The organism is Herbaspirillum autotrophicum (assembly GCF_001189915.1).
Lineage (GTDB): Bacteria > Pseudomonadota > Gammaproteobacteria > Burkholderiales > Burkholderiaceae_D > Herbaspirillum > Herbaspirillum autotrophicum.
Map to the genome: position 1 here is coordinate 1 of NZ_LFLS01000058.1, position 20,718 is coordinate 20,718.

Annotated in this window: 20 protein-coding genes; 6 read left to right on the forward strand and 14 right to left on the reverse strand. The window is 59.3% G+C overall.

The features are described from left to right. Positions 1–33: 33 nt before the first annotated feature. Positions 34–1,044, reverse strand: a complete 1,011-nt coding sequence (locus tag AKL27_RS26050) for a hypothetical protein (protein WP_050465820.1) — start codon at positions 1,042–1,044, stop codon at positions 34–36. A 183-nt stretch (positions 1,045–1,227) separates the two neighbouring features. Beyond that, complete coding sequence (locus AKL27_RS28735; RefSeq protein ID WP_269749280.1) at positions 1,228–1,350, reverse strand: hypothetical protein; 123 nt, start codon at positions 1,348–1,350, stop codon at positions 1,228–1,230. Positions 1,351–1,470: 120 nt separating this feature from the next. Between AKL27_RS28735 and metE the strand changes: the two genes are divergently transcribed. After that, on the forward strand, positions 1,471–3,762 hold the full coding sequence (gene metE, locus AKL27_RS26055; RefSeq protein ID WP_050465821.1) for a 5-methyltetrahydropteroyltriglutamate--homocysteine S-methyltransferase: 2,292 nt from the start codon (positions 1,471–1,473) through the stop codon (positions 3,760–3,762). 120 nt (positions 3,763–3,882) lie between these two features. Here metE and AKL27_RS26060 read toward each other — a convergent pair whose 3' ends face one another. The 6 genes from AKL27_RS26060 to AKL27_RS26085 all read right to left on the reverse strand — a co-directional run bounded on the left by AKL27_RS26060 (position 3,883) and on the right by AKL27_RS26085 (position 10,537). Further along, positions 3,883–4,278, reverse strand: coding sequence for a RidA family protein (locus tag AKL27_RS26060; protein WP_050465822.1), 396 nt, complete (start codon positions 4,276–4,278; stop codon positions 3,883–3,885). Positions 4,279–4,365: 87 nt separating this feature from the next. Beyond that, entirely contained in the window at positions 4,366–5,310 is a 945-nt protein-coding gene (locus AKL27_RS26065; protein WP_050465823.1) for a LysR family transcriptional regulator, read from the reverse strand. Between the two features lie 74 nt (positions 5,311–5,384). Beyond that, complete coding sequence (locus tag AKL27_RS26070; RefSeq protein WP_083439311.1) at positions 5,385–6,752, reverse strand: D-serine ammonia-lyase; 1,368 nt, start codon at positions 6,750–6,752, stop codon at positions 5,385–5,387. A gap of 68 nt (positions 6,753–6,820) precedes the next feature. After that, positions 6,821–7,561, reverse strand: coding sequence for an aldolase (locus AKL27_RS26075; protein WP_050465825.1), 741 nt, complete (start codon positions 7,559–7,561; stop codon positions 6,821–6,823). A gap of 105 nt (positions 7,562–7,666) precedes the next feature. After that, the gene (locus AKL27_RS26080; RefSeq protein WP_050465826.1) at positions 7,667–8,959 is read right to left on the reverse strand and encodes an MFS transporter; all 1,293 of its coding nucleotides are present in this window, start codon (positions 8,957–8,959) and stop codon (positions 7,667–7,669) included. A gap of 108 nt (positions 8,960–9,067) precedes the next feature. Continuing rightward, on the reverse strand, positions 9,068–10,537 hold the full coding sequence (locus tag AKL27_RS26085) for a M81 family metallopeptidase (protein ID WP_050465827.1): 1,470 nt from the start codon (positions 10,535–10,537) through the stop codon (positions 9,068–9,070). 488 nt (positions 10,538–11,025) lie between these two features. On the opposite strand from AKL27_RS26085, the gene AKL27_RS26090 reads away from it, so the two are divergent. Further along, positions 11,026–11,439, forward strand: a complete 414-nt coding sequence (locus AKL27_RS26090; protein ID WP_050465828.1) for a hypothetical protein — start codon at positions 11,026–11,028, stop codon at positions 11,437–11,439. Positions 11,440–11,460: 21 nt separating this feature from the next. Here the strand turns inward: AKL27_RS26090 and AKL27_RS26095 are convergent, their stop codons facing one another. The 6 genes from AKL27_RS26095 to AKL27_RS26120 all read right to left on the reverse strand — a co-directional run bounded on the left by AKL27_RS26095 (position 11,461) and on the right by AKL27_RS26120 (position 16,946). Next, complete coding sequence (locus AKL27_RS26095; protein ID WP_050465829.1) at positions 11,461–12,048, reverse strand: flavin reductase family protein; 588 nt, start codon at positions 12,046–12,048, stop codon at positions 11,461–11,463. A 138-nt stretch (positions 12,049–12,186) separates the two neighbouring features. Next, entirely contained in the window at positions 12,187–12,951 is a 765-nt protein-coding gene (locus AKL27_RS26100) for an ABC transporter ATP-binding protein (RefSeq protein WP_050465838.1), read from the reverse strand. Positions 12,952–12,989: 38 nt separating this feature from the next. Next, the gene (locus AKL27_RS26105) at positions 12,990–13,763 is read right to left on the reverse strand and encodes an ABC transporter permease (protein ID WP_050465830.1); all 774 of its coding nucleotides are present in this window, start codon (positions 13,761–13,763) and stop codon (positions 12,990–12,992) included. Between the two features lie 9 nt (positions 13,764–13,772). Then, positions 13,773–14,774, reverse strand: a complete 1,002-nt coding sequence (locus AKL27_RS26110; protein ID WP_050465831.1) for an ABC transporter substrate-binding protein — start codon at positions 14,772–14,774, stop codon at positions 13,773–13,775. A gap of 336 nt (positions 14,775–15,110) precedes the next feature. Beyond that, on the reverse strand, positions 15,111–15,926 hold the full coding sequence (gene hutG, locus AKL27_RS26115; RefSeq protein ID WP_050465832.1) for an N-formylglutamate deformylase: 816 nt from the start codon (positions 15,924–15,926) through the stop codon (positions 15,111–15,113). A gap of 60 nt (positions 15,927–15,986) precedes the next feature. Further along, complete coding sequence (locus AKL27_RS26120; protein ID WP_050465833.1) at positions 15,987–16,946, reverse strand: LysR family transcriptional regulator; 960 nt, start codon at positions 16,944–16,946, stop codon at positions 15,987–15,989. A 202-nt stretch (positions 16,947–17,148) separates the two neighbouring features. Between AKL27_RS26120 and AKL27_RS26125 the strand changes: the two genes are divergently transcribed. From AKL27_RS26125 to AKL27_RS26140, 4 genes are all read left to right on the forward strand, one after another. After that, the gene (locus tag AKL27_RS26125; RefSeq protein WP_050465834.1) at positions 17,149–18,333 is read left to right on the forward strand and encodes an NAD(P)/FAD-dependent oxidoreductase; all 1,185 of its coding nucleotides are present in this window, start codon (positions 17,149–17,151) and stop codon (positions 18,331–18,333) included. Positions 18,334–18,387: 54 nt separating this feature from the next. Further along, positions 18,388–18,996: a HutD/Ves family protein gene (locus tag AKL27_RS26130; protein ID WP_050465835.1), complete on the forward strand. Its 609-nt coding sequence runs from the start codon at positions 18,388–18,390 to the stop codon at positions 18,994–18,996. An 80-nt stretch (positions 18,997–19,076) separates the two neighbouring features. Continuing rightward, complete coding sequence (locus AKL27_RS26135) at positions 19,077–19,826, forward strand: electron transfer flavoprotein subunit beta/FixA family protein (RefSeq protein WP_050465836.1); 750 nt, start codon at positions 19,077–19,079, stop codon at positions 19,824–19,826. A 33-nt stretch (positions 19,827–19,859) separates the two neighbouring features. Then, a partial coding sequence (locus AKL27_RS26140; RefSeq protein WP_050465837.1) for an electron transfer flavoprotein subunit alpha/FixB family protein occupies positions 19,860–20,718 on the forward strand: 859 nt, incomplete at its 3' end.

The following is a 20,718-nucleotide window of genomic DNA, read 5'->3' on the forward strand; positions in this document are numbered from 1 at the left end:
CCGGCTTCGGCCGGTTGCCATGCGCAGGCTGATTCAGTTGATGAGTCTGGGCGTGATGCAAGCGGCCCGCTTCGGGTCATGCACGTCACACACAAAGTAATAAGCATTCCACGCACCTTCAATGGCATCGGCCGTGATCTGCGATTTTCCGGGAGCAATCCGGTCACTGGAACCATAGCGCACACGATTGCGGCATTCATTGATCGCACTGGATTTTTCCAGACAAAACAGCACCACTACCGGCACCGCACAATTGTTGATGATTTTTTTATAAGCGGAAGAAACGCCGCGGCCGTTTTGCTGGATTTTTACGCACGCCCCGGCGATGAACGGCGCGTGATCATTGGGTAATTCACTGCGGTCAACCCTGGCTTCCAGCGGCTGGTTATAGTTGTCGCCGCCCATGGCAACACCGGATTGCGCCCCCGCAGACGTTACCGGCGGCGCAGATTGCGGCGGCGCAGAAGCCGCGGCCGGCTGCCTATTTCTCTTGTTGCCGGCCGCAACCACGGCTGCTTGCGCCAGCGCGCCGGCAAGATTGACTTTGTTTCTTTGCAGCGCCGCCTGCTGCTCTTGCATTTCCCGCTCCGATGCTGCCAGTGCCGCATCACCGTCGCTGGCTTGCCTGCTCGCTCCGGCGTTCCCCATCAACTCGACTCGCCTGGCCTGAATACGATCGCATCCGGGCAGCGACCGGCATTGCTGTTCGCTGATGCGGTCATTGTAGCCACCCGGTTTGCTACGCCAAAAGCTGGTCAGTTCGGGCATGCCCGGATTCACCTGAAAATAGTAGGGATTGCGCTCCAGGGACCACCAACCCTCAAATGCTTCGAACCACGACTCTGATTCCACCACCTTGCCGCCGGAATAGGCACTGGCGGTCAAGCGACCAACGCCGCTGATCAAACCATTCACGCACTGCCCCGACCATGACGGTGGCGGCAGTCCCTGATCCGTTCCTTTGGTGATGAAACAGCCTTCCTTGGTTTTGACACCTTCGGCATGTGAAAAAAATGAAACCGACATCAGTAATAAACCCGTCATAGCAAACGCCGCGCTACGCCAGATATGAAATTTCCGGGACTCAATTGTCATCGCAAGCTCCGCCTGTGAATTCGTGAATCATCACAAGAAGAGTAAAGAATTTTCCGGCATTCAACCTCATCCGTTTGCATGAAGAATCGCCGTATTCATGCCGCGCAGCAAGTCTGTGCCAGACCAGCGTTGTTATTTCTGCGCTACGGTGTGTGCCCGGGCGCCGCCGCTCTTCACTATCCGCAACATGATGTCGGTAGTGCCGATGGCTTGATGGCGCAATGGTGTGATGCCGGCCTCAGGTATTGATGGCAAGAGCACCACTCAACTCATGAGCGTAATCGAACGATTTATGAGAAAACACCATTTTACTTCATGGATAACCATCACTAAGCTTCAACCATCAGACACCCCTTTCAGGACGAACAAGACAGCATGGTCACGACACACAACCTCGGTTTTCCCCGCATCGGCGCCAAGCGCGAACTGAAATTCGCACTGGAATCCTATTGGAAAGGCGAATCCTCGCGCGATGAATTGAAAGCGCTGGGCGCGCAATTGCGGCAGCACCACTGGGCACATCAGGCCGGGCTCGACCTGGTGCCGGCGGGCGATTTCGCGTTTTACGACCAGATGCTCGACATGAGCTTCACGCTCGGCAATCTGCCGCAGCGCGTGCGCGCTTTCCATGGCGACACGCTGGATAACACTTTCCGCGTGGCGCGCGGCCGTTCGGCCAAGGGTCTGGAACATCACGGCGCTTGCTGCGATGGTGTGGCCGCCGGTGAAATGACCAAGTGGTTCGACACCAATTACCATTACATCGTCCCCGAGTTCACCGCCGGCACCGAATTCAGGCTGGATGCCTCGCGTCTGCTGGACCAACTGGCCGAGGCCAGGGCCGCCGGCATCAAGGCCAAGCCGGTGATCATCGGTCCGGTGACTTATCTGGCGCTGGGCAAGACCAAGGATGACGCCGACAAGCTGGCGCTGTTGCCGCGTCTGCTGCCGCTGTATACCGAATTGCTGGCGCAACTGGCGGCACAGGGCGTGGAATGGGTACAGATCGACGAACCGGTTCTGGTCACCGAATTGCCGGCTGAATGGAAACAAGCATTCACGACCGCCTATGCGGCGCTGGGCAACGGCAAGGTCAACTTGCTGCTGGCGACCTACTTCGGCCAGTTGCAAGACAACCTGTCGCTGGCGTGCCAACTGCCGGTGCAAGGTGTGCATCTGGACGCCATCAATGCCCGCAACGAAGTCGATGCCGTGCTGGCGCAACTGCCGCAAGACCGCGTGCTGTCGCTCGGCGTGATCAATGGCCGCAACATCTGGAAAACCGATCTCAACGCGGTACTGGACTGGCTGACGCCGGTCGCCAAACATCTGGGCGACCGCCTGTGGATCGCACCCACCTGCTCGTTGCTGCACGTACCGGTGGACCTCGACAGCGAACAAAAGCTCGACAGCGAAATCCGTTCCTGGCTGGCGTTCGCGATCCAGAAGCTGGATGAGCTGAAGGTACTCGCTGCCGCCCTCAATCACGGCCACGCTGCCGTCAAGGATGAACTGGCTGCCAATCAGGCTGCCATCCATGCGCGCCGCAGCTCGCCACGCGTCAACAATCCTGCCGTCAAGGCTGCCGTCGCCGCCATCACCAAAGCGATGGGTCAACGCAGCAGCGCTTATGCCCTGCGCGCCGGCAAACAGGCCGCATTGTTGAAGCTGCCGGTATATCCGACCACCACTATCGGCTCGTTCCCGCAAACCGCTGAAATTCGCCATGCCCGCAGCGAATTCAAGGCCGGCCGCCTCGATGAAGCCGGCTACAAAGTCGCGATGCAGGCCGAAATCGCCCGCAGCGTGCGCGAACAGGAAGCGCTGGGGCTGGACGTATTGGTGCATGGCGAAGCCGAGCGCAATGACATGGTCGAGTATTTTGGTGAACAGCTGGACGGTTACGCCTTCAGTCAGTTCGGTTGGGTGCAATCGTATGGTTCGCGCTGCGTCAAACCGCCGATCCTGTTTGGCGACATCGCCCGCCCCAAGGCCATGACGGTCGAATGGAGCAAGTACGCCCAATCGCTGACCGAAAAACCGATGAAGGGCATGCTGACCGGCCCGGTCACCATTCTCAACTGGTCGTTCGTGCGTGACGATCAACCGCGTTCGGTATCGTGCTATCAACTGGCGCTGGCGATCCGTGCCGAAGTGCTGGATCTGGAACGGGCCGGCGTGCGCGTGATCCAGATCGACGAAGCGGCACTGCGCGAAGGCTTGCCGCTGCGTCAGGCGCAATGGCAAGACTATCTCGACTGGGCCGTGGAATCATTCCGCATCACCGCCAACGGCGCGCGGGATGAAACCCAGATTCATACCCACATGTGCTATTCGGAATTCAACGACATCATCGCGTCGATTGCCGATATGGATGCCGACGTCATCACCATCGAAACCTCCCGTTCCGATATGGAATTGCTCGATGCCTTCGACAACTTCAATTATCCGAATGAAATCGGCCCGGGCGTCTACGATATCCACTCGCCGAATATTCCGACCCGGGAACACATGGAACAGTTGATGAAGAAGGCGGCGGAACGGATTCCGGCGGCGCGGCTGTGGGTCAATCCGGATTGCGGCCTGAAAACCCGCAACTGGGAAGAAGTGATTCCGGCACTGACCAACATGGTCGCCGCCGCCAAGGCCTTGCGCGCGGCCAACTGAAAAGCAGCGGCGCCTGATGGCGCCATCAGGCCGGCAATGCGCGAATCGCGTCCAATCGAAAATCTGCCGATGCCGGTGGGGCAGAATCCGCAGTGAATACCCAGTGGCGGCCTCCACGCCTTAGCGGCGCCGCACCGCCACACATTTGATTTCCACCAGCAGTCCCGGATGCGCCAGTTCGCTGACACCAAGGCAAGTCCAGGCGCATAGCCCTTTCGGGAAAACCCGGTTCTTCACTTCCCGGAACAAGGCCATATGCTGCGACATGCCAACGTGATACGTCGTCATGTCGACCACATCGCCGAAGGTGCAGCCGCCGGCACTCAGTACCGCGCGCAAGTTGTCCCAGGCGGCAATGAATTGTTGTTCGGGATCGTGAATGACTGCCATGTCCGGCGTGCGGCCGACCTGGCCGGCGCAGTACAGGGTGTCGCCGACCCTCACGGCCGGCGCATAGCCCGCGCGTTCGACGATGGGCTGCATGGTTGCAGGAATGATGATTTCACGGTCTGACATTTTTCAAGCTCCGGGCCGGTAAGCAACGGATTTTATCAGTCCCGCAGGGACCTTGCGCCGGGCCGGCAACCGCTTCTGAGCGCGGTGTTACTTCAGATAAGGAATGACCTGCCGGCACTTGTCGCGGAATGCCTGCGCTTCACTGCCGAGCCAGGCTTCGACTGCGGCCAGCGAGCCTTCGGTATGACTTTGCGTGACGAAGAAGTAGCCGGCACTCGACGGTACCGCGAGTCCGAACAGATCCACCAGACGGCCGCTGAGCAGATCATCCAGCACCAGTGCCGCACGGCCCATGGCCACGCCTTGGCCGTTGGCGGCGCTGGCTTGCGCCAGTTGCGACAGGTTGAAATGCCTGCCGCTGGCAAGGTCGGGGATAGCAACGCCCACCTGCCCCATCCAGTATTCCCACTCTTCGAATTCGGAAGCGGCCTCCCACGGACTGGAATCATGCAACAGCCATTCCGGCCGCAAATCGGCGGGTGTTTTCAATTCGGGATGTTCGCGGATGAATTGCGGACTGGCCACCGGCAGTAACCATTCATCAAGAAATTGTCGTGCTTCGAGGTCGGTGTAGCGTCCGAGATCATAACGCACGGCGGCATCGAGGCCGTCACTGACCAGCCTTGAGCGGTCGAGGCCATGGAACTCGCCGTGTATCTTGAGATGGATCGTCGTATGCTCGCGAAAGAAATCGCCCAGACGCGGAATCAGCCAGCCCATGGCGAATGAGGGCGAACAGCTCAGTGACACATCCTTGTTGTCTTCGGTGCGGCGCAATTCCACCAGCGTCTGATCGAGCGCCCGAAAAGCATCCTGGGCGACGGCATACAGCCGTTCGCCTTCCGCGGTCAGGTTCAGCGAGCGCGGACCACGAATGAACAAGGGCCGGCGCAAAGCCAACTCCAGATTCTTGACCTGCTGACTGATGGCGCCTTGCGAGACACACAACTCGCCCGCCGCGCGCGTGAAGCTGGCATGCCGCGCGGCCGCCTCGAAGCTTCTCAGCCACACCATCATTGATGACGAAAGCATGCACTATTCCTGACAGTAGTCGATGCGCCAATTATAGTCGCCCGCCGGTAACCCGCCCGGCCCGGCCGCTATCGTCAACCGGCCGTCTGCGGGATCACGCGTTTGCCGGTGGCCAGATAAGCCGCGTACTCGGTTGCCGGCACCATGCCGCCGCCGGTGGCCCAGATCAGGTGATGGGCATTGGCCCATGCCGCCTCGCTCAAACCCAGACCTTGCCGGTATCCTTGCTGCTCGGCCAGTACCCGGGCAAAACCGGCAGCGCCGGCCAGCGCCGATGGCTCCAGTTGCAGCTGTTCGGTTTCCTGCATCAGATACAGCAGCGCAAACAACTCATCGTCGGGCAAAGTGTAATAACCGTCGATCATGCGTTGCATGGCGCGGCCAACGAAGCCCGATGGCCGGCCCACCGCCAGACCATCGGCCGCCGTCAGATTGGTGATGCCGAAATCCTGCACCGCCAGTTGATCGTGCAGTCCGGTGTAGACCCCCATCAACATGCAGGGCGACTGGGTCGGCTCGGCGAAGATGCAATGCACATGATCGCCGAACGCCAGCTTGAGACCGAAGGCAATGCCGCCGGGACCGCCGCCGACACCGCACGGCAGGTAAACGAACAAGGGATGTCCGGCATCGACCCGGATTCCGGCTTGGGTCAGTTGCGCCTTCAACCGCTCGCCGGCCACCGCGTAACCGAGGAACAGGGTGCTGGAATTTTCATCATCGATGAAATGACAGGACGGATCTTTTTCGGCATCCTGTCTGCCTTGCTCGACGGCCTGGCCGTAGTCGCCCGCGTATTCCACCACGGTCACGCCGTGCGAACGCAACTTATCCTTTTTCCATTGCCGCGCATCGGACGACATGTGCACCGTGGTGTCGAAGCCGAGACGAGCGGCAGAGATGCCGATCGACATGCCGAGATTGCCGGTGGAACCGACCGCGATTTTGTGACGCCGGAACAGATCGCGGGCAGCGGGCTGGGCCAGGATCCGGTAGTCATCGGTGAGGTTCAGCAAGCCATGCCGCAGCGCCAGTTGTTCGGCGTGATACAGCACTTCATAGATGCCGCCGCGGGCCTTGACCGAGCCGGCAATCGGCAGATGACTATCCTTCTTCAGCAACAGCGACACCGGCTGTTGCACCGCGTAACGCTGTTCGACCTGACGCGCGAAGCGATCGACGCGGATCAATTCTGATTCGATGATCCCGCCCGCCTGCTCCACCTCGGGAAACACCGTCGCCAGATATGGCGCAAACCGCGCCAGACGCGCGCTGGCGTCGGCCACATCGGCTGCGGTCAGCGGTATATCGTCCAACGCCTGCGCCACCGGCACTACCGCCGGATTGAACCAGGTCACCGCAGCACCTTCCATCAACGGTTTCATCAGCGGAAATTCGGTAATCCAGTCCGCTATTGTTTTTCCATACACCGATTCAAGCACAACAATTTCCTCTCATTGGCCCACTGGCTCTCCATTGGCACCATTCAATAATCATCAAAAATTCCAACTCAGCCCAGCGTCCGCTTCAATGCCTTGAAAAACAGTTCCGACTGCAAGCGCTCGGCTTGCATCTGGCGCGCCACTTCCGCCGACAATTCTGCCGACACCGGCGTCAGGCCGATACCGGTGGAGCGCGCAATGACTTCTGCTTCGCAGGCGCGTTCCAGGTAATACAGGTCGTCGTAGGCATAGTCCAGCCGGTCGCCGCACACCACCACGCCGTGATTGCCGAGGAAGGCGATATCGGCGCCATTCATGGCATTGGCAATCCGCTCCCCTTCCACATGATCGACCGCCAGTCCGTTGTAGTGGCGATCCAGCACCACGCGGCCATGAAAGCGCATGGCATTTTGCGACAAGGTGGTATCCAGCGCGCAGGCGCTGGTCAGCGTCAAGGCGGTGGCGTTGGGCATGTGCGTATGCAACACGCAATTCTTGCGGGCAATCCGGTGGATCGCGGCATGAATGAACATCGCCGAGGGTTCGATCTCGTGACGGCCGGCCAACCGGTTGCCGTGACTATCGACCAGCACGATATCCTCGGCCTGCACTTCCTGCCACATCAAGCCGCGTGGATTGAGCAGGAATTTATCGGCATCGCCCGGCAACGCCAGACTGAAATGATTGCAGATACCTTCGCCGAGGCCATGCTGCGCAGCGGCCCGCAACGCCAACGCCAGATCGGCCCGCAGTGCAGCAATATGCGGCGCGTCGAACAAAGTCTGGTGAGCGGGATTGGTCGTGGTCATTGTTACTCTCCATCAAATGAAAGCAAACGGCCGGCAGCCGTTGCCAAAAATTGTGAAGCGACGGCCAGCATGGCCGCCGCTTGTGTTGCGCGTTCAGAACAGTATTTATCTGCTGGTACCGGCGCTGCCCTTATCAACTTCGCCCATGGCGCGCAGGATCAGTACCAGCACGATCACCAGCACCAGAGACGCGGCCAGGAAATACAAACCATACGCCAGACTGCCGGTGTATTCCTTGATCAGACCAATGCCGAACGGTCCCAGATAACCACCGAGGTTACCGATTGAATTGATCACCGCCAGGCCGGCGGCAGCACCGGTGCCAACCAGAAACTGGCTCGGCAGGGTCCACAAGACGGCAGATGCAGAGTACATCCCAAACCCGGTCATGCACAAGAAGCTCAGTTGCAGCGCCAGCGAATGCGACAAGGCGGCGCCGATCAGCCCTGCTGCCGCCAGCAAGGTACAGACGATGATGTGACCATAACGCTCATTGCGTTTGTCCGAACTGCGCGGCACGATCAGCAAACCGATGACGCCGAACAGGAACGGTACCGCCGACAGGACGCCGGTGGTGAAGTCGGACGCGTTGAAGGCTTTCACCAGCGTCGGCAGCCACAACGACAGTCCATAGATGGCGAGCGGAATCGGCACATAGGCAAATGCCAGCAACAGCACGCGCGGATTTTTCAGTGCCTGCAACGGCGAGTGCGATTTGGTGGCAGCGGCAATCCCGGCGCTGCCGCGTTCTATTCCCGAAGTCAGCCAGTGCGCTTCTTGCGGCGTCAGCCATTTGGCATCTTGCGGCTTCTCCGGCAACAGCTTCAAGGTCGGCAGCGCCAGCAGCACCGCCGGCAAACCACACAGAATGAATACCCATTGCCAGCCATGCACACCGAGCATGCCATTCATGCCGAGCAAGGCGCCGGCCAACGGCCCGCCCACCAGCGGCGCCAGCGGCTGCGCGAAAAAGAAATAGCCATAAATGCGACCGCGACGCTGTTTCGGATACCACAGCGTCAGGTAGTACAGCACGCCCGGATAAAACCCGGCTTCGGCGGCACCCAGCAAAAAGCGCAGAATGTAAAACGAGGTCGGTCCCTGAATCAGCGCCATGGCCACCGTGATCGCGCCCCAGGTCAGGATAATGCGGGCAAACCAGCGGCGCGCACCGACTTTCACGAGAATCAGATTGCTTGGTACCTCGAACAGGATGTAGCCGAGAAAGAACAGCCCGGCGCCGAAGCCATAGGCGGCGTCGCTGATGCCGACATCGACATTCATGTAGAGCTTGGCGAAACCCAGGATTGAGCGGTCGATATAGGCAATCAGGTACAGCAGCACCAGAAATGGAATCAGCCGCAGCGTGACGCGTTTGTATAGTTGGTCTTCATTCATGATATTTTTTCTCCGTCAGGCCGGCCTCGCTGCACACGCAGGTCTGCAGCGCGACAAGTCCCGACAGAGTGGATCTCCCTTTATTGAAATTGATTTTCAGAATGCATCTCAGGCTTCGGTGAGCCGCATGGCAAGCGCGGCTTCGCGCGGCCAGAAAGGTGTGCTGCGGTTTTTCCACGGCAACGCCGCCAGATTGGCCGACGATGAGCCGGCGCTGTCGACCAGAAACCAGGCGCTGCCGTCTTGCAGCAGGTTGCGGAAATTCATGCCGTTTTTCAGCACCACGATATCGAACCCGGCCGGGTCGATGCCGGCGGCATGAAATTGTTCATCGGCATATTCGTAGGTGCCGTTGCTGGCGACCAGTACGCGGATGCTGCCGATGCCGAGCACCACCGTGGCGCCCATGTTGCCCTGCACGCCGGCAGAGGGGCCGGCACGATAGTGGAATTTGCCGTCGTGAATGCTGACGACCTCGGCCTGCAGTTGCAGCGGTGTGCCTTGGCGCGGATCGAGCGCATGCCCCAGTTGCAATTGCAGCGTGCTGCCGGCACCGCTGGCGAGGGCTTGTTGCACCGCGCCGGGATCGACCATCGACACCGCGCATTTGCGGTCGCCGGCATACCGCAGCAATGCCGCCAGCACATCCACCGAGTCGCCGCTCGACCCGGCGCCGACGCTGTCGCCGGTATCGGCCAGCACCGCCGGTTTGACGACTGCCTGCAACGCCTGTTCGATGGCGCGTTGGGCCGTCACCAGCGGCACCACGAAGGCTTCGCGCAAGTCCCACATCACAGTGGCGATGCGGCGCGCAGTGTGCGTCGCCAGCGCGGCGTCGCCATCGGTGATGGCGAGCACGACATTGGCGGCAGCGTCGTCGTCCAGCCAGGGTTGGCAAGTGAAATAGCTGGTCGATACCACGGCGCCGGTTTCCAGCGAACGCGCCAATGCCTTGACCTCGGCCAGCGGCGCATTGCCGAGCGTGGAACCGCCCGGCACCGGCACCAGCATGTTCAGCCGCACCATGCGCATTACCGGCGTCAGACTGCCGTGCAAGGCGCGCACCAGCAAATCACAGGCGCGCTGGCCGGTAGTGTAGGCATCGTCATGCGGATAATTTTGATAGCCGACCAGAATGTTGGCGGCGCTGACCATTTTCGGCGTTACGTTGGCATGCAGGTCAAGGCTGACCGCAATCACCGGCGCGCTGCCGACCACTGCGCGTATCTGTTCCAGCAATTCGCCTTCAGCGTCCGTCACCCCCGGGCTGACCATGGCGCCATGCAGCGCCAGATAGATGCCGTCGAATGGTCCGTGCTCCCGCACGCCGGCCACAATCTTGTCGACCGTGGCACGATAGAATTCCGGCTCGACCGTGCCGCCGGAGCCGCCCTGCGCCACCAGAATTGGCGTCAGTTGCAACGCCGGATCCGCGCGCAAAACGTCAACGCCGCCGCTGACTGCCAACGGATTGCCGGCGATCAGCGACCACATCGCCTCGCCCTCGGCGTAAAAACCGAACTCCGGCCGGCCACAAACCTTGGGCGAAAAGCTGTTGCCTTCAAACTCAAAACTCACTATGGCAACTCGTTTTCTTTGTACTGTATTCACGCTGGTCTCTTCCTTTCATGTTGCTTGTTTGCACTGGCGCAAACACCGGCCTGGCATCCCTGCAACTGCCTGTTCATCGATTAGTTTTAATATTGACTGATTTGCAGCGTCCCACCCGGCTTGAGTCATGCGGGACAATGCCGATTTCATCGCTGAAAATGGCATCCATCCGCGCCAAATTCTGATTGAATGAAGGCGATTTTTGGGCTTTTCTGCTTTTATGACAAATCATTTATATTTGGCTTGTCATTAGCACGACTAATGACTAAAAAGTGCATGAATTGAGGGCGGAAAATGCCCCGCGACCGCGCATTTTGTCTTGTTTTTCGGGAATTCCGGTCTGGTGGCACCATTGCAGTGCCAGCCCGGGCCGGCAGCAATCGCCGCTTGCGCAGGCCGCCGGGCGCGTGTATATTTCTGCGCCTTCGTGTTGGTTTAAGCAAGGCCAGTTTTACATGCGTGCCAAGAAATTCACTTTCCAGTTCGATAGTGCCGTCGGCGACAAACTCAGCGCCGGATCGCTGCTGGGCACCATCAGACCGATCCCCAACAATGAGCGCATCCCGGAGCCGGGCGACCGCATCGCCTGCACTGTGCGCAGCGGCGGCAGCGGCACCCGCGAACGGCGCGTCGTGGCGCGCGGCAACATCAATTCGGTGAAAAGAATCTGCATCTGGGACCAGCTCGTGACCATCGATGGCACCGAACTCAAGGACACGCTGGCCGACAGCTTTGCCGTCGCGCATGGCTATACCGATGCCGCCGACATGGCCAGTTCGGTCAAACAAATGTATTCCATGCCGTTTCACGGCTTTTGCGTGAGCTGGAAGCCCTGCTTCACTCCGGTGCAGTTGAGCCTGTTCGAGTAAACTGCACGCTCAGCTGCAGCATCAATCCGGCTTGCCATCCCTGGCATGCAGCGCTTCGCCAATCGCGTAATACTGGCCGCCGGCGATATAGTGCAGACTGCGCCATTGCGGGCCGGCATGTTCGAAATCCCAGTGCCCGTTGCGAAACACGCGGGTATCGGCCCACGCCGCCACCACTTCGCCGATGAACAAATCATAGGTTTGCTGATTGTGCAGTTCGGGAATCAGCCGGCAAGCCAGCCAGGCGGAACAGCCGCTGACGAATGGCAAGCGGTAGTCATCCATCCGGAACAGATGCACGCCGGCTTGCTGCAATTTGTCCGGCGCCGCTGACAGACTGCTGCTGCCCACGGCCTGGGTCAATGCCAGCTGCGCCGCATTCGGTACCTGCAACACGAAGCACCCGCTGTGTTCGACCAGCTCGCGCGTCTTGGTCGCCTTGTCCAATACCACCGTGACTTTCGGTGGCGCAAAATCGAGCGCACACGACCACGCTGCCGCCATGACGTTATCGACGCCGTCATGTTCGGCCGATACCAGCACCGTCGGTCCGTGATTGAGAAGCCGGTACGCTTTTTCGAGTTCCACCGCGGCGATGTGATTGTCCATTTGACGCTTTCACTGGCAAAGCATGCATTATGGCCGATGCCGCCGGGCTTTGCAGATGCCGCCGGCAAGTGTCGCGCCGCAAAAAAAAGCGCCCGGACCAAGGCCGGGCGCCGTTTCACATCATCACTTCGGTGAACGCTACTTCACTTGCTCGAGATTCTTCATGACTTCGAACTGTACCGTTTCCCAAATCGATTTTTTCAGTTCGATATAGCGTGACGACAACTGGACTTCCGCCGTGCGCGGATGTGGCAGATCGTTGGTGATGTCCTGCACCACGCGGCCGGGTTTGGCGCCCATGACCACCATGCGCGTCGACAGCATCAGGGCTTCATCAATCGAGTGCGTGATGAACAGGATGGTCTTGCCGCTTTTCTCGTAAATCGACAGCAACTGTTCCTGCAAGACCTGGCGCGTCATGGCGTCAAGTGCGGCAAACGGTTCGTCGAACAGCATCACATCCGGATCGTTGGCCAGCACGCGGGCAATCGATACGCGCTGTTTCATGCCGCCCGACAACGCGCCCGGATAACTTTTCTCGAAACCCTGCAAGCCCACCATGTCGATGTAGTGCTGCGCGATCCTGGCCCGTTCCACGCGCGAGATGCCGCGCATCTTCAAGCCGAACTCGACGTTCTGCTGCACGGTCTTCCACGGAAACAGCGCGTATTGCTGGAACACCATGCCGCAACCGGGATCGACATCGCGCACTTCACGGCCATTGACATGCACCGATCCCGTACTGGCGCGCTCGAATCCGGAAATCAGATTGAGCAGGGTCGACTTGCCGCAGCCCGATGCACCGAGCAGCACCAGAAACTCGCCTTTGGCCACTTCGATGTTGACGTTATCGAGCACCTTGAGCGCGCCGAAGGATTTGGATACGCCGCGAATGCTGATCATGGCATTCGCGCCTGCATTGACGGACGACGCCGGAGGAATTACTGCTGCCATGACAAAACACTCCTTTGAATCAGTCGAAACACCATATCGGTGATCAACACGGTGAAACTGATCAACACCATGCCCAGCACCACGGTATCGGTCTGGAAGAATTCCTTGCCGTTCATGATCATGAAACCGAGGCCCTCATTGGCCGCCACCAGTTCTGCCGAAATCACGCAAGTCCAGGACAGGCCGAGAATCACCTTCATGCCCGACAGAATCTGCGGCATACAGCCCGGCAGAATCACTTCGCGCATCACTTGCCAGCGATTGGCGCCGAGATTGCGCGCAGCCCGGATCAGCAACGGATCGATACCCTGTGTGGCATCAATCACATACAGCAAAGCCGGCGTGACTGAACCCATGAACACGATGCTGTACTTTTGTGTTTCGGTAATGCCGAACCACAACAAGGTCAGCGGAATCCAGCTCATGGACGGCAACGGCCGCAGGAACGACAGGATCGGATCGAGCACTGCACGCGCCACGCGCGAGGTACCGAGCATGATGCCAAGCGGAATCGATACCACTACCGCAGCAAAGAAACCCACCATCACGCGCCGGGTCGATGCTGCAATGTTGGAGATCAGCGCATGCTGATCCCACATGCGGATCGCCCGTCCCAGCACCTGGGTCGGTGCCGGCAGAAATACCGCATCGACCACACCCGAGCGGCAAATCAATTCCCATAGCAGCAAGAAACCGAGCAAGGACGCTGCCGAAATCGTCAGCAACGCACCGCTCTGCAGCCATTTTTTCTTTTCAGCCATGCTTTCGCCTCACAGATAGGTCGCGTTGACCCATTGCCGTACTTGCGGCACCGAGTCGATTTGTTTGAGCTTGAGCAGCATTTCCGACAATTTTTGCAGACCGACCACGAAGTCACCCGGATTGTCCATCAGTGCCTTTTGGTCGGCCAGGCTGAACCATTCGGTTTGCTTGATCGTGCTCAGTTGTTCTTCGTAAGTCAGCGAAGTCAGTTCCATCAAGATCCTGGCCGCTTCTTCCGGCTTCCTGGTCATGAAGGCATTGGCCTCAAAAATCGCCAGCAAGAAGCCTTTGACGGCGTCGCGATTGTCTTTGGCAAACGCGGCGCGGGTCAGCAACACGTCCGGTCCCGGCGACATCTTGTAGCTCTTGTACAGCGAGAAGGCCGAATCATCCATCAGCACTTTGGTGGCCGGCAATGCGCGAATGCGATTGAAGGTTGGCGTCCATGCCACGGCGGCGTCAACCTGATTGGCGCGATACGCTGTCAGCAATTCGGTCGCGGGCAGATTGATGACCGCCACATCCTTGTCCGGATCGATCTTGGCTTGCGCCAGAATATCCAGCAACAGTACATGCGAACTGGAGGCGTAGGTGACGCCGATTTTCTTGCCCTTGAGATCCTGAATGCTGTTGACGCCATCGCGCACCAGCAAACCTTCGGCCTTGCCGAAATTGTTGGGCGTAGCGATCAGCTGAAACTGGCGTGCGCCGCTGGCCATCAGTGCCAATGCCGACACCACGCCGGTACCGGCGATATCCACATTGCCGGCCATCACGGCGGCCATGCGTGCCGACGACGTCGAAAATGCCAGCCAGCGCAAATCGATATTCTGCTTGGCCATCATGCCGGTCTTCAGCGCGATGTACGCCGAATAGTGACCAAGCCAGGCGGATCCGCCATAGTTGATTACGGTGGCGCCTGCCGCACGCGACAGGATGGGAAATCCCATCGATCCGGCTGCGGCCAGCGTTGCGGCTTGCTTCATGATCCGACGTCGGTTTTCATTCATTGCTTGCTCCCTATCTTGGTTGATCCAAAAATTGAAACGGCAGAAGCAGCAAAGCTGCGTTCCTTCCGCCCTCCTCACGCTATCCTGATCGCGCCCCGACGCATTTTCCGGCTTGCGTTCGCTTGCTGCTGCCGATCAGTTTTTGCATGTCGATATTACTAATCCGTGACCAGTTAAAAAAGCTGCAAATCGCCGCTTAAGGAAAACTAATATTAACTATGGTCCTGTCTAATTTAATCCCTGCCGGCGCGCTGGCCGGATGCGTTTCCCGCGTCCGCATTTGCATCGGCGACTGCCTGGAAAATGCACCCGGCACCGATCGCAGCGGCGCAGTGATCAGTACCGCGGCAACGCCCGCAAAGCCGCTTCCATAAAGGCCTCAATCACCGGTGCTGCCTGCCGGGCGAGGTCGCGACGATAGGCGAATGGTGGTATTTCATCCATGTAAGTGGACTGACACATTTCCAGTTGCACTGCATGAATATGTTGCTGCGGCTGCCCATAATGGCGCGTGATGTAACCACCCTTGAATCGGCCGTTGATCACCGAGGTATAAGATGCAGCGGGCGTACCGGCCAAAGTGGATGCCGTGTGCTGAATCGCTTCTTGCACCGCAACAGCGCAGCTGCGTCCTTCATTGGTGCCGAAATTGAAGTCGGGCAGCTTGCCTTCGAACAGGCGTGGCAAATGGCTGGCAATAGAGTGGGCATCCCACAACAGTACCGCGCCATGCAATGCGCGCAGCCGCTGCAATTCTGCTTGCAACTGATCGTGATAGGGACGCCAGTAGCCGGCCAGACGGCGGCCAATCTCATCCTGGTCCGGGGCCTGCCCGTCCTGCCAGACCGGCTCACCGGGAAAAGTCTCGGTCGGACACAACGACGTGGTGGTTTGCCCGGGATATAAACTTTCATCGCCGGGCGGCCGGTTCAGATCGATCACGTAGCGCGAATAGTTGGCCTGCAGCACGGTCGCGCCCATGGCCCCGGCGAAATCGTAGAGTTGCGCCAGGTGCCAGTCGGTATCGGCCAGCAGGTTGGCCGCCGGCGTCAGACGACCGGCAATGCCGGCCGGCATGCGCGTCCCCATATGCGGAATCGAAATCAGCAGCGGCTGCGCTCCCCGCTTCAGTTCAAATACATCTGACACCATTGATTCTCTCCATTCATCATTGTCGGCAGCGAAGAGAACCGGGCAGTCCGCGCTACGCTGCTATTTCCACGAAAATGCGTCCTTCGGCAGCGTCGGCAATGCGGCCTGAATTGCTGGCGAAATCTGCTGCTCCAATACTTGCCTGGTGATGGCCGATATTTCGTCGGCCAATCCAGTCCACTCGCCTTCCCGTGACAACAGGAAGAAATTGCGCCGCCCCAGCTGGCTAGCCGGAAGCGGCACCACCGTCACATCGTTGAGGCAGTGCCGCGACTGCCACAGGCACAGCGGGGTCGTCACGGCATAGCCGATGCCCCACGCCACCAGATTGAGCAAGGGATCAGTGGCATCGAATTCGAACCGCCGCACTGCATCCAGACCGATGTGGCGCAGATAACGCTCGATCTGCTGACCAATCACCGAGCGCTTGGTGTAGCGCATCAGTGGCAGGTTGCCGAATGCCTTGCGATAATCGCCACCGGCCACCGCCATGCTCTTGGGAACCACTGCCACAAACGCTTCTGAAAACAACAAGCGCTGCTCGATGCGCGAATCGTTGACGGTCGATTCGGTACATACCGCCAGATCAAGTTCACGCCGCTGCAACTGTTCACTGAGCGTCGGCGTCAGGCCCGACCAGAGTGATATTTCACGCGCATTCTTTGACAACGCCCTGACAATCGCCGGACCCACCGTAGCGGAAAATGAATCCACGCCACCCAGTCGGAACTGCGCGATTTCCGAACGCGAAGCATCGAGCAAACGTTCGTTGACGCGCTGCGCATGTTCTAGCAAGTCCTGGGCCAACTCCAGCAATAATCTGCCCGCCGCAGTCGGCCGCGAGGGCCGGAATTCACGATCCAGCAACAGCATGCCGCTTTGCGTTTCCAGCGATTTGATCAGCTGACTGACCGCGCTTTGCGTCACTCCCAATTTGCGCGCGGCCTCGTTCATCGAGCCGCCTTCACACACGGCCACAAATGCCTGCAATGCATGAAGATCAAAAGGTATTGCTGACATAACTCTCCCGCAGAATGCCAGTGCAATCCGCGCCGTCGGAACCTGCAACCGGCGCAATCACATTGGCAGTGATGATGATGGAAAACGATTGCTATCGCGCTAATGTTAAGTGCTCTTCTTCAAAACATTAGATTCTCTAATGCAGTAATCCTACAATACCATTTCAGTTCACACTTGCCTCCGTCTAACTTGAGAGGAAGCTATGAACGTTTATGATGCCATCGTGATCGGCGCCGGAGTGATCGGTACGTCGACAGCATTTCATCTGGCCCAATTGGGCGCACGCAACGTGCTGGTGCTGGATCGCAAAACGATCGGCGAAGGCACGACTTCACAATCCTCCGGCATCTTGCGCACCCATTATTCGGTACAGGAAAATGTCGAACTGGCGCAGCGCTCGTGGAGCACCTTCAACAATTTCGCCGCCTACCTGGAAGACGAGGATGCTTCCAGCGGACTGGTCAAATGCGGTTACATGATCTGGGCCGCCGAAGGCGACAAACTGGAACCCTTGCGGCAATCGCTGCTGGCGCAAGAAGCACAAGGGATCGCCTTGCAATATCTGGACCCGGTTCAGGCCAAGGCATTGTTGCCGATTGCGCAATTCGACGATACCGCGCTGATCTGCTTCGAACCGGAGGCCGGTTTTGCCGATGCCTATCTGGTGGCGACGTCGTTTGCCCGCGCCGCGCGCCGGCGTGGCGTCACGATCAAGGAAGGCGTTTCGGTAGAGAAAGTGATCATCGAAAACGGCCGCGTGGTCGGCGTTGACACCAGCGCCGGACGTTTCCTCAGTGATACCGTCGTCAGCACGCAAAATATCTGGACCCCGGAACTGGAACAATGGACCGGCCTGAAGTTGCCGGTACGTCCTGAGCGCCATACCGTGATCGCACTGGAAGGACCGCAAGCCTATTCCTACAACATGCCGGTCTTCAAGGATCTGGCCTCCAAGGGCATGCTGTATGGCCGCAGCTATGGCGGCAATCAGATGCTGGTGTCCGAAGGCGTGGCCGGTGAAACCCTGAGCAGCCCGGATACCGAACAAGGCGACGTCTCGCTCGACGACGTGGTGGAAATCGGGGCGCAGGTTGCCGAGCGTTTCCCGTCATTTGAAACGGCCGGTCTGGCCACTTCATGGACCGGCGTCTATGACGTGACCCCTGACTGGAACCCGGTACTGGGCGCGCTGCCCGGCGTCGAAGGTTTGATTGCCGGCTTCGGCTTCTCGGGCCACGGCTTCAAACTGTCACCGGCGGTCGGACGCATTCTGGCGCAGGCGGCATTGAAATTGCCGACCGATGTGTCGCTCAAGCCATATGCGCTGGAACGATTCACGACCGGGCAGCTGCTGGTCGGAAAATACGGTTCGGGCGCGGTTTCCTGAGGCGGCCTTTCACGTTTTCCGATAGCGATTTTTGTCATCAATCCTCCAACGCTCATGCAAACGATTCTGCTCGCCGACCTGCCGGCACAGCCGTGGCGCAACGGTGCCGGTGTTACCCGTCTGATCGCCTCGGGCCGCGCCGGCCCGGGCGTCGCCAATGCCAACGCACCGGCGGATGGCGAGGAGTTCGACTGGCGCCTCAGTCTGGCCGATATCCGTGAAGACGGACCATTTTCCGTATTCCCGGGCATCGACCGCTGCGCGGTGCTGCTCGGCGACGGTCGCATCATGCTGACCGGCGCCACCGATTCGCGCTATCTGAGTCCGCTGCAACCGCTCTCGTTCGCCGGCGAAGCGCAATGGCATGCGCGCTGCGATCTGAATACCAGCATGCCGCGCATTTTGAATCTGATGGTACGGCGCAACACCATGCGCAGCGGCGTCTGCGTGGTCAACGCAGCGCAACGCTTGCCCGCAGCGGCGACCCTGTTTGTGCTGGTGGCTTCGGGCCAATGGGAGTTTGTGCCGGCGGATCAGGCACCCGCGACGGCGCTCACAGTCGGCGTCGCCGGCATTGTCCATACGCTGGCTGCCGGCGCTGTCATCCGGCCGTGCGCACCGGGCAGCGAAGCCATCATCGTGGTGTTGCAGGAATTCGCATGATCGCAGAATGATTGCCTCGCCCGCTGTTCCCGCTCTTTCTTGTCACCTATTTTTCACTCTTTAATACGTCTGCCATTTCCATGAAAATACTTGTCGCAGTAAAGCGCGTCGTCGATTTCAATGTAAAAGTCCGGGTCAAGTCCGATGGCACCGGCATCGATATCGGCAACGTCAAAATGAGCATGAACCCGTTTGATGAAATCGCCGTCGAAGCCGCCGTCAGTCTGAAAGAAGCCGGCATCGCCAGTGAAGTGATTGCGGTTTCCTGCGGCCCGGCCCAGGCGCAGGAAATCTTGCGCACCGCATTGGCAATCGGCGCTGACCGCGCCATTCTGGTGGAATCACAAGAGGAACTGCAACCGCTGGCGGTCGCCAAACTGCTGCACGCGCTGGTGAAACAGGAAGCGCCGACACTGATCATCGTCGGCAAGCAAGCCATCGACGACGACAGCAACCAAACCGGTCAAATGCTGGCGGCGCTCGGCAACATGCCGCAAGCCACGTTTGCCTCGACCCTGGCAATCACGGGCAATGAAGCCATCGTGACACGCGAAGTCGACGGCGGTCTGGAAACCATCGCCATCAGCCTGCCGGCTGTAGTAACCACCGACCTGCGCCTGAATACCCCGCGCTATGTGACGCTGCCCAACATCATGAAGGCCAAGAAAAAGCCGCTGGAACTGAGCTCGCCGGCATTGCTCGGCGTCGACGTCGCACCGCGCCTGAACACATTGCGTGTCAGTGAACCGGCAAGCCGCACGGCCGGTATCAAGGTGCCTGACGTCGCCACGCTGGTGGCGCGCCTGAAGAACGATGCCAAAGTAATCTAGTCCTTCCTCTTCCCGAATTCCTGAAAGAACAACATGACTGCACTCATCATCGCCGAGCACGATAACCGCATACTCAAGGCGGCCAGCTTGCATGCCATCACGGCAGCGCTGCAATGTGATGCCGAGGTTCATATGCTGGTGGCCGGAGACGACTGCGCCGAAGTTGCGCGCGCGGCGTCGGCCATCGCCGGCATCAGCAAGGTACTGCTGGCGCAGGCACCGCATCTGGCGCAAGGTCTGGCAGAGAATGCCGCCGCGCAGACAATTGCACTGGCACCTGCCTATTCGCATATTTTTGCCACCGCCACCGCCGCCGGCAAAAACGTCTTGCCGCGTGTCGCCGCGGCGCTGGACGTTGCGCAGATTTCGGAAATCACCAAGGTCATCGCCGCCGATACCTTCGAACGTCCGATCTATGCCGGCAACGTGATCGCCACCGTACAATCGGCCGACGCCATCAAGGTCATTTCGGTACGTGCGACCGCTTTCGAGGCCGCCGTCCAGAGTGCAGCGGCCGTCGCAGACATTGTGGCGATTGATGCGGTCGCGGACAGTGGCTTGTCGCGTTTTATTTCGCGCGAAGTGACATCGTCCGACCGCCCTGAACTGGCCGGTGCCAAGATCATTGTCTCCGGCGGCCGCGGTCTGGCTTCGGGCGAGAACTATGAAAAAATGCTGGCGCCGCTGGCCGACAAACTGCATGCCGCACTGGGCGCGTCGCGCGCGGCGGTGGATGCCGGTTACGTCCCGAACGACTATCAGATCGGTCAGACCGGCAAAGTGGTGGCGCCGGATCTGTACATCGCGGTCGGCATCTCGGGCGCGATTCAGCATCTGGCCGGCATGAAAGATTCCAAAGTGATCGTGGCGATCAACAAGGATGCCGAAGCGC

Coding starts and splice junctions, on each gene's coding strand:
- AKL27_RS26130 (WP_050465835.1), top strand. CDS start 18,388: ATGCAAACGATTCTGCTCGCCGACCTGCCGGCACAGCCGTGGCGCAAC.
- AKL27_RS26095 (WP_050465829.1), bottom strand. CDS start 12,048: ATGGACAATCACATCGCCGCGGTGGAACTCGAAAAAGCGTACCGGCTT.
- AKL27_RS26065 (WP_050465823.1), bottom strand. CDS start 5,310: ATGCTTTCGTCATCAATGATGGTGTGGCTGAGAAGCTTCGAGGCGGCC.
- AKL27_RS26120 (WP_050465833.1), bottom strand. CDS start 16,946: ATGTCAGCAATACCTTTTGATCTTCATGCATTGCAGGCATTTGTGGCC.
- AKL27_RS26060 (WP_050465822.1), bottom strand. CDS start 4,278: ATGTCAGACCGTGAAATCATCATTCCTGCAACCATGCAGCCCATCGTC.
- AKL27_RS26050 (WP_050465820.1), bottom strand. CDS start 1,044: ATGACGGGTTTATTACTGATGTCGGTTTCATTTTTTTCACATGCCGAA.
- metE (WP_050465821.1), top strand. CDS start 1,471: ATGGTCACGACACACAACCTCGGTTTTCCCCGCATCGGCGCCAAGCGC.
- AKL27_RS26110 (WP_050465831.1), bottom strand. CDS start 14,774: ATGAATGAAAACCGACGTCGGATCATGAAGCAAGCCGCAACGCTGGCC.
- AKL27_RS26090 (WP_050465828.1), top strand. CDS start 11,026: ATGCGTGCCAAGAAATTCACTTTCCAGTTCGATAGTGCCGTCGGCGAC.
- AKL27_RS26135 (WP_050465836.1), top strand. CDS start 19,077: ATGAAAATACTTGTCGCAGTAAAGCGCGTCGTCGATTTCAATGTAAAA.
- AKL27_RS26105 (WP_050465830.1), bottom strand. CDS start 13,763: ATGGCTGAAAAGAAAAAATGGCTGCAGAGCGGTGCGTTGCTGACGATT.
- AKL27_RS26125 (WP_050465834.1), top strand. CDS start 17,149: ATGAACGTTTATGATGCCATCGTGATCGGCGCCGGAGTGATCGGTACG.
- hutG (WP_050465832.1), bottom strand. CDS start 15,926: ATGGTGTCAGATGTATTTGAACTGAAGCGGGGAGCGCAGCCGCTGCTG.
- AKL27_RS26100 (WP_050465838.1), bottom strand. CDS start 12,951: ATGATCAGCATTCGCGGCGTATCCAAATCCTTCGGCGCGCTCAAGGTG.
- AKL27_RS26080 (WP_050465826.1), bottom strand. CDS start 8,959: ATGAATGAAGACCAACTATACAAACGCGTCACGCTGCGGCTGATTCCA.
- AKL27_RS26075 (WP_050465825.1), bottom strand. CDS start 7,561: ATGACCACGACCAATCCCGCTCACCAGACTTTGTTCGACGCGCCGCAT.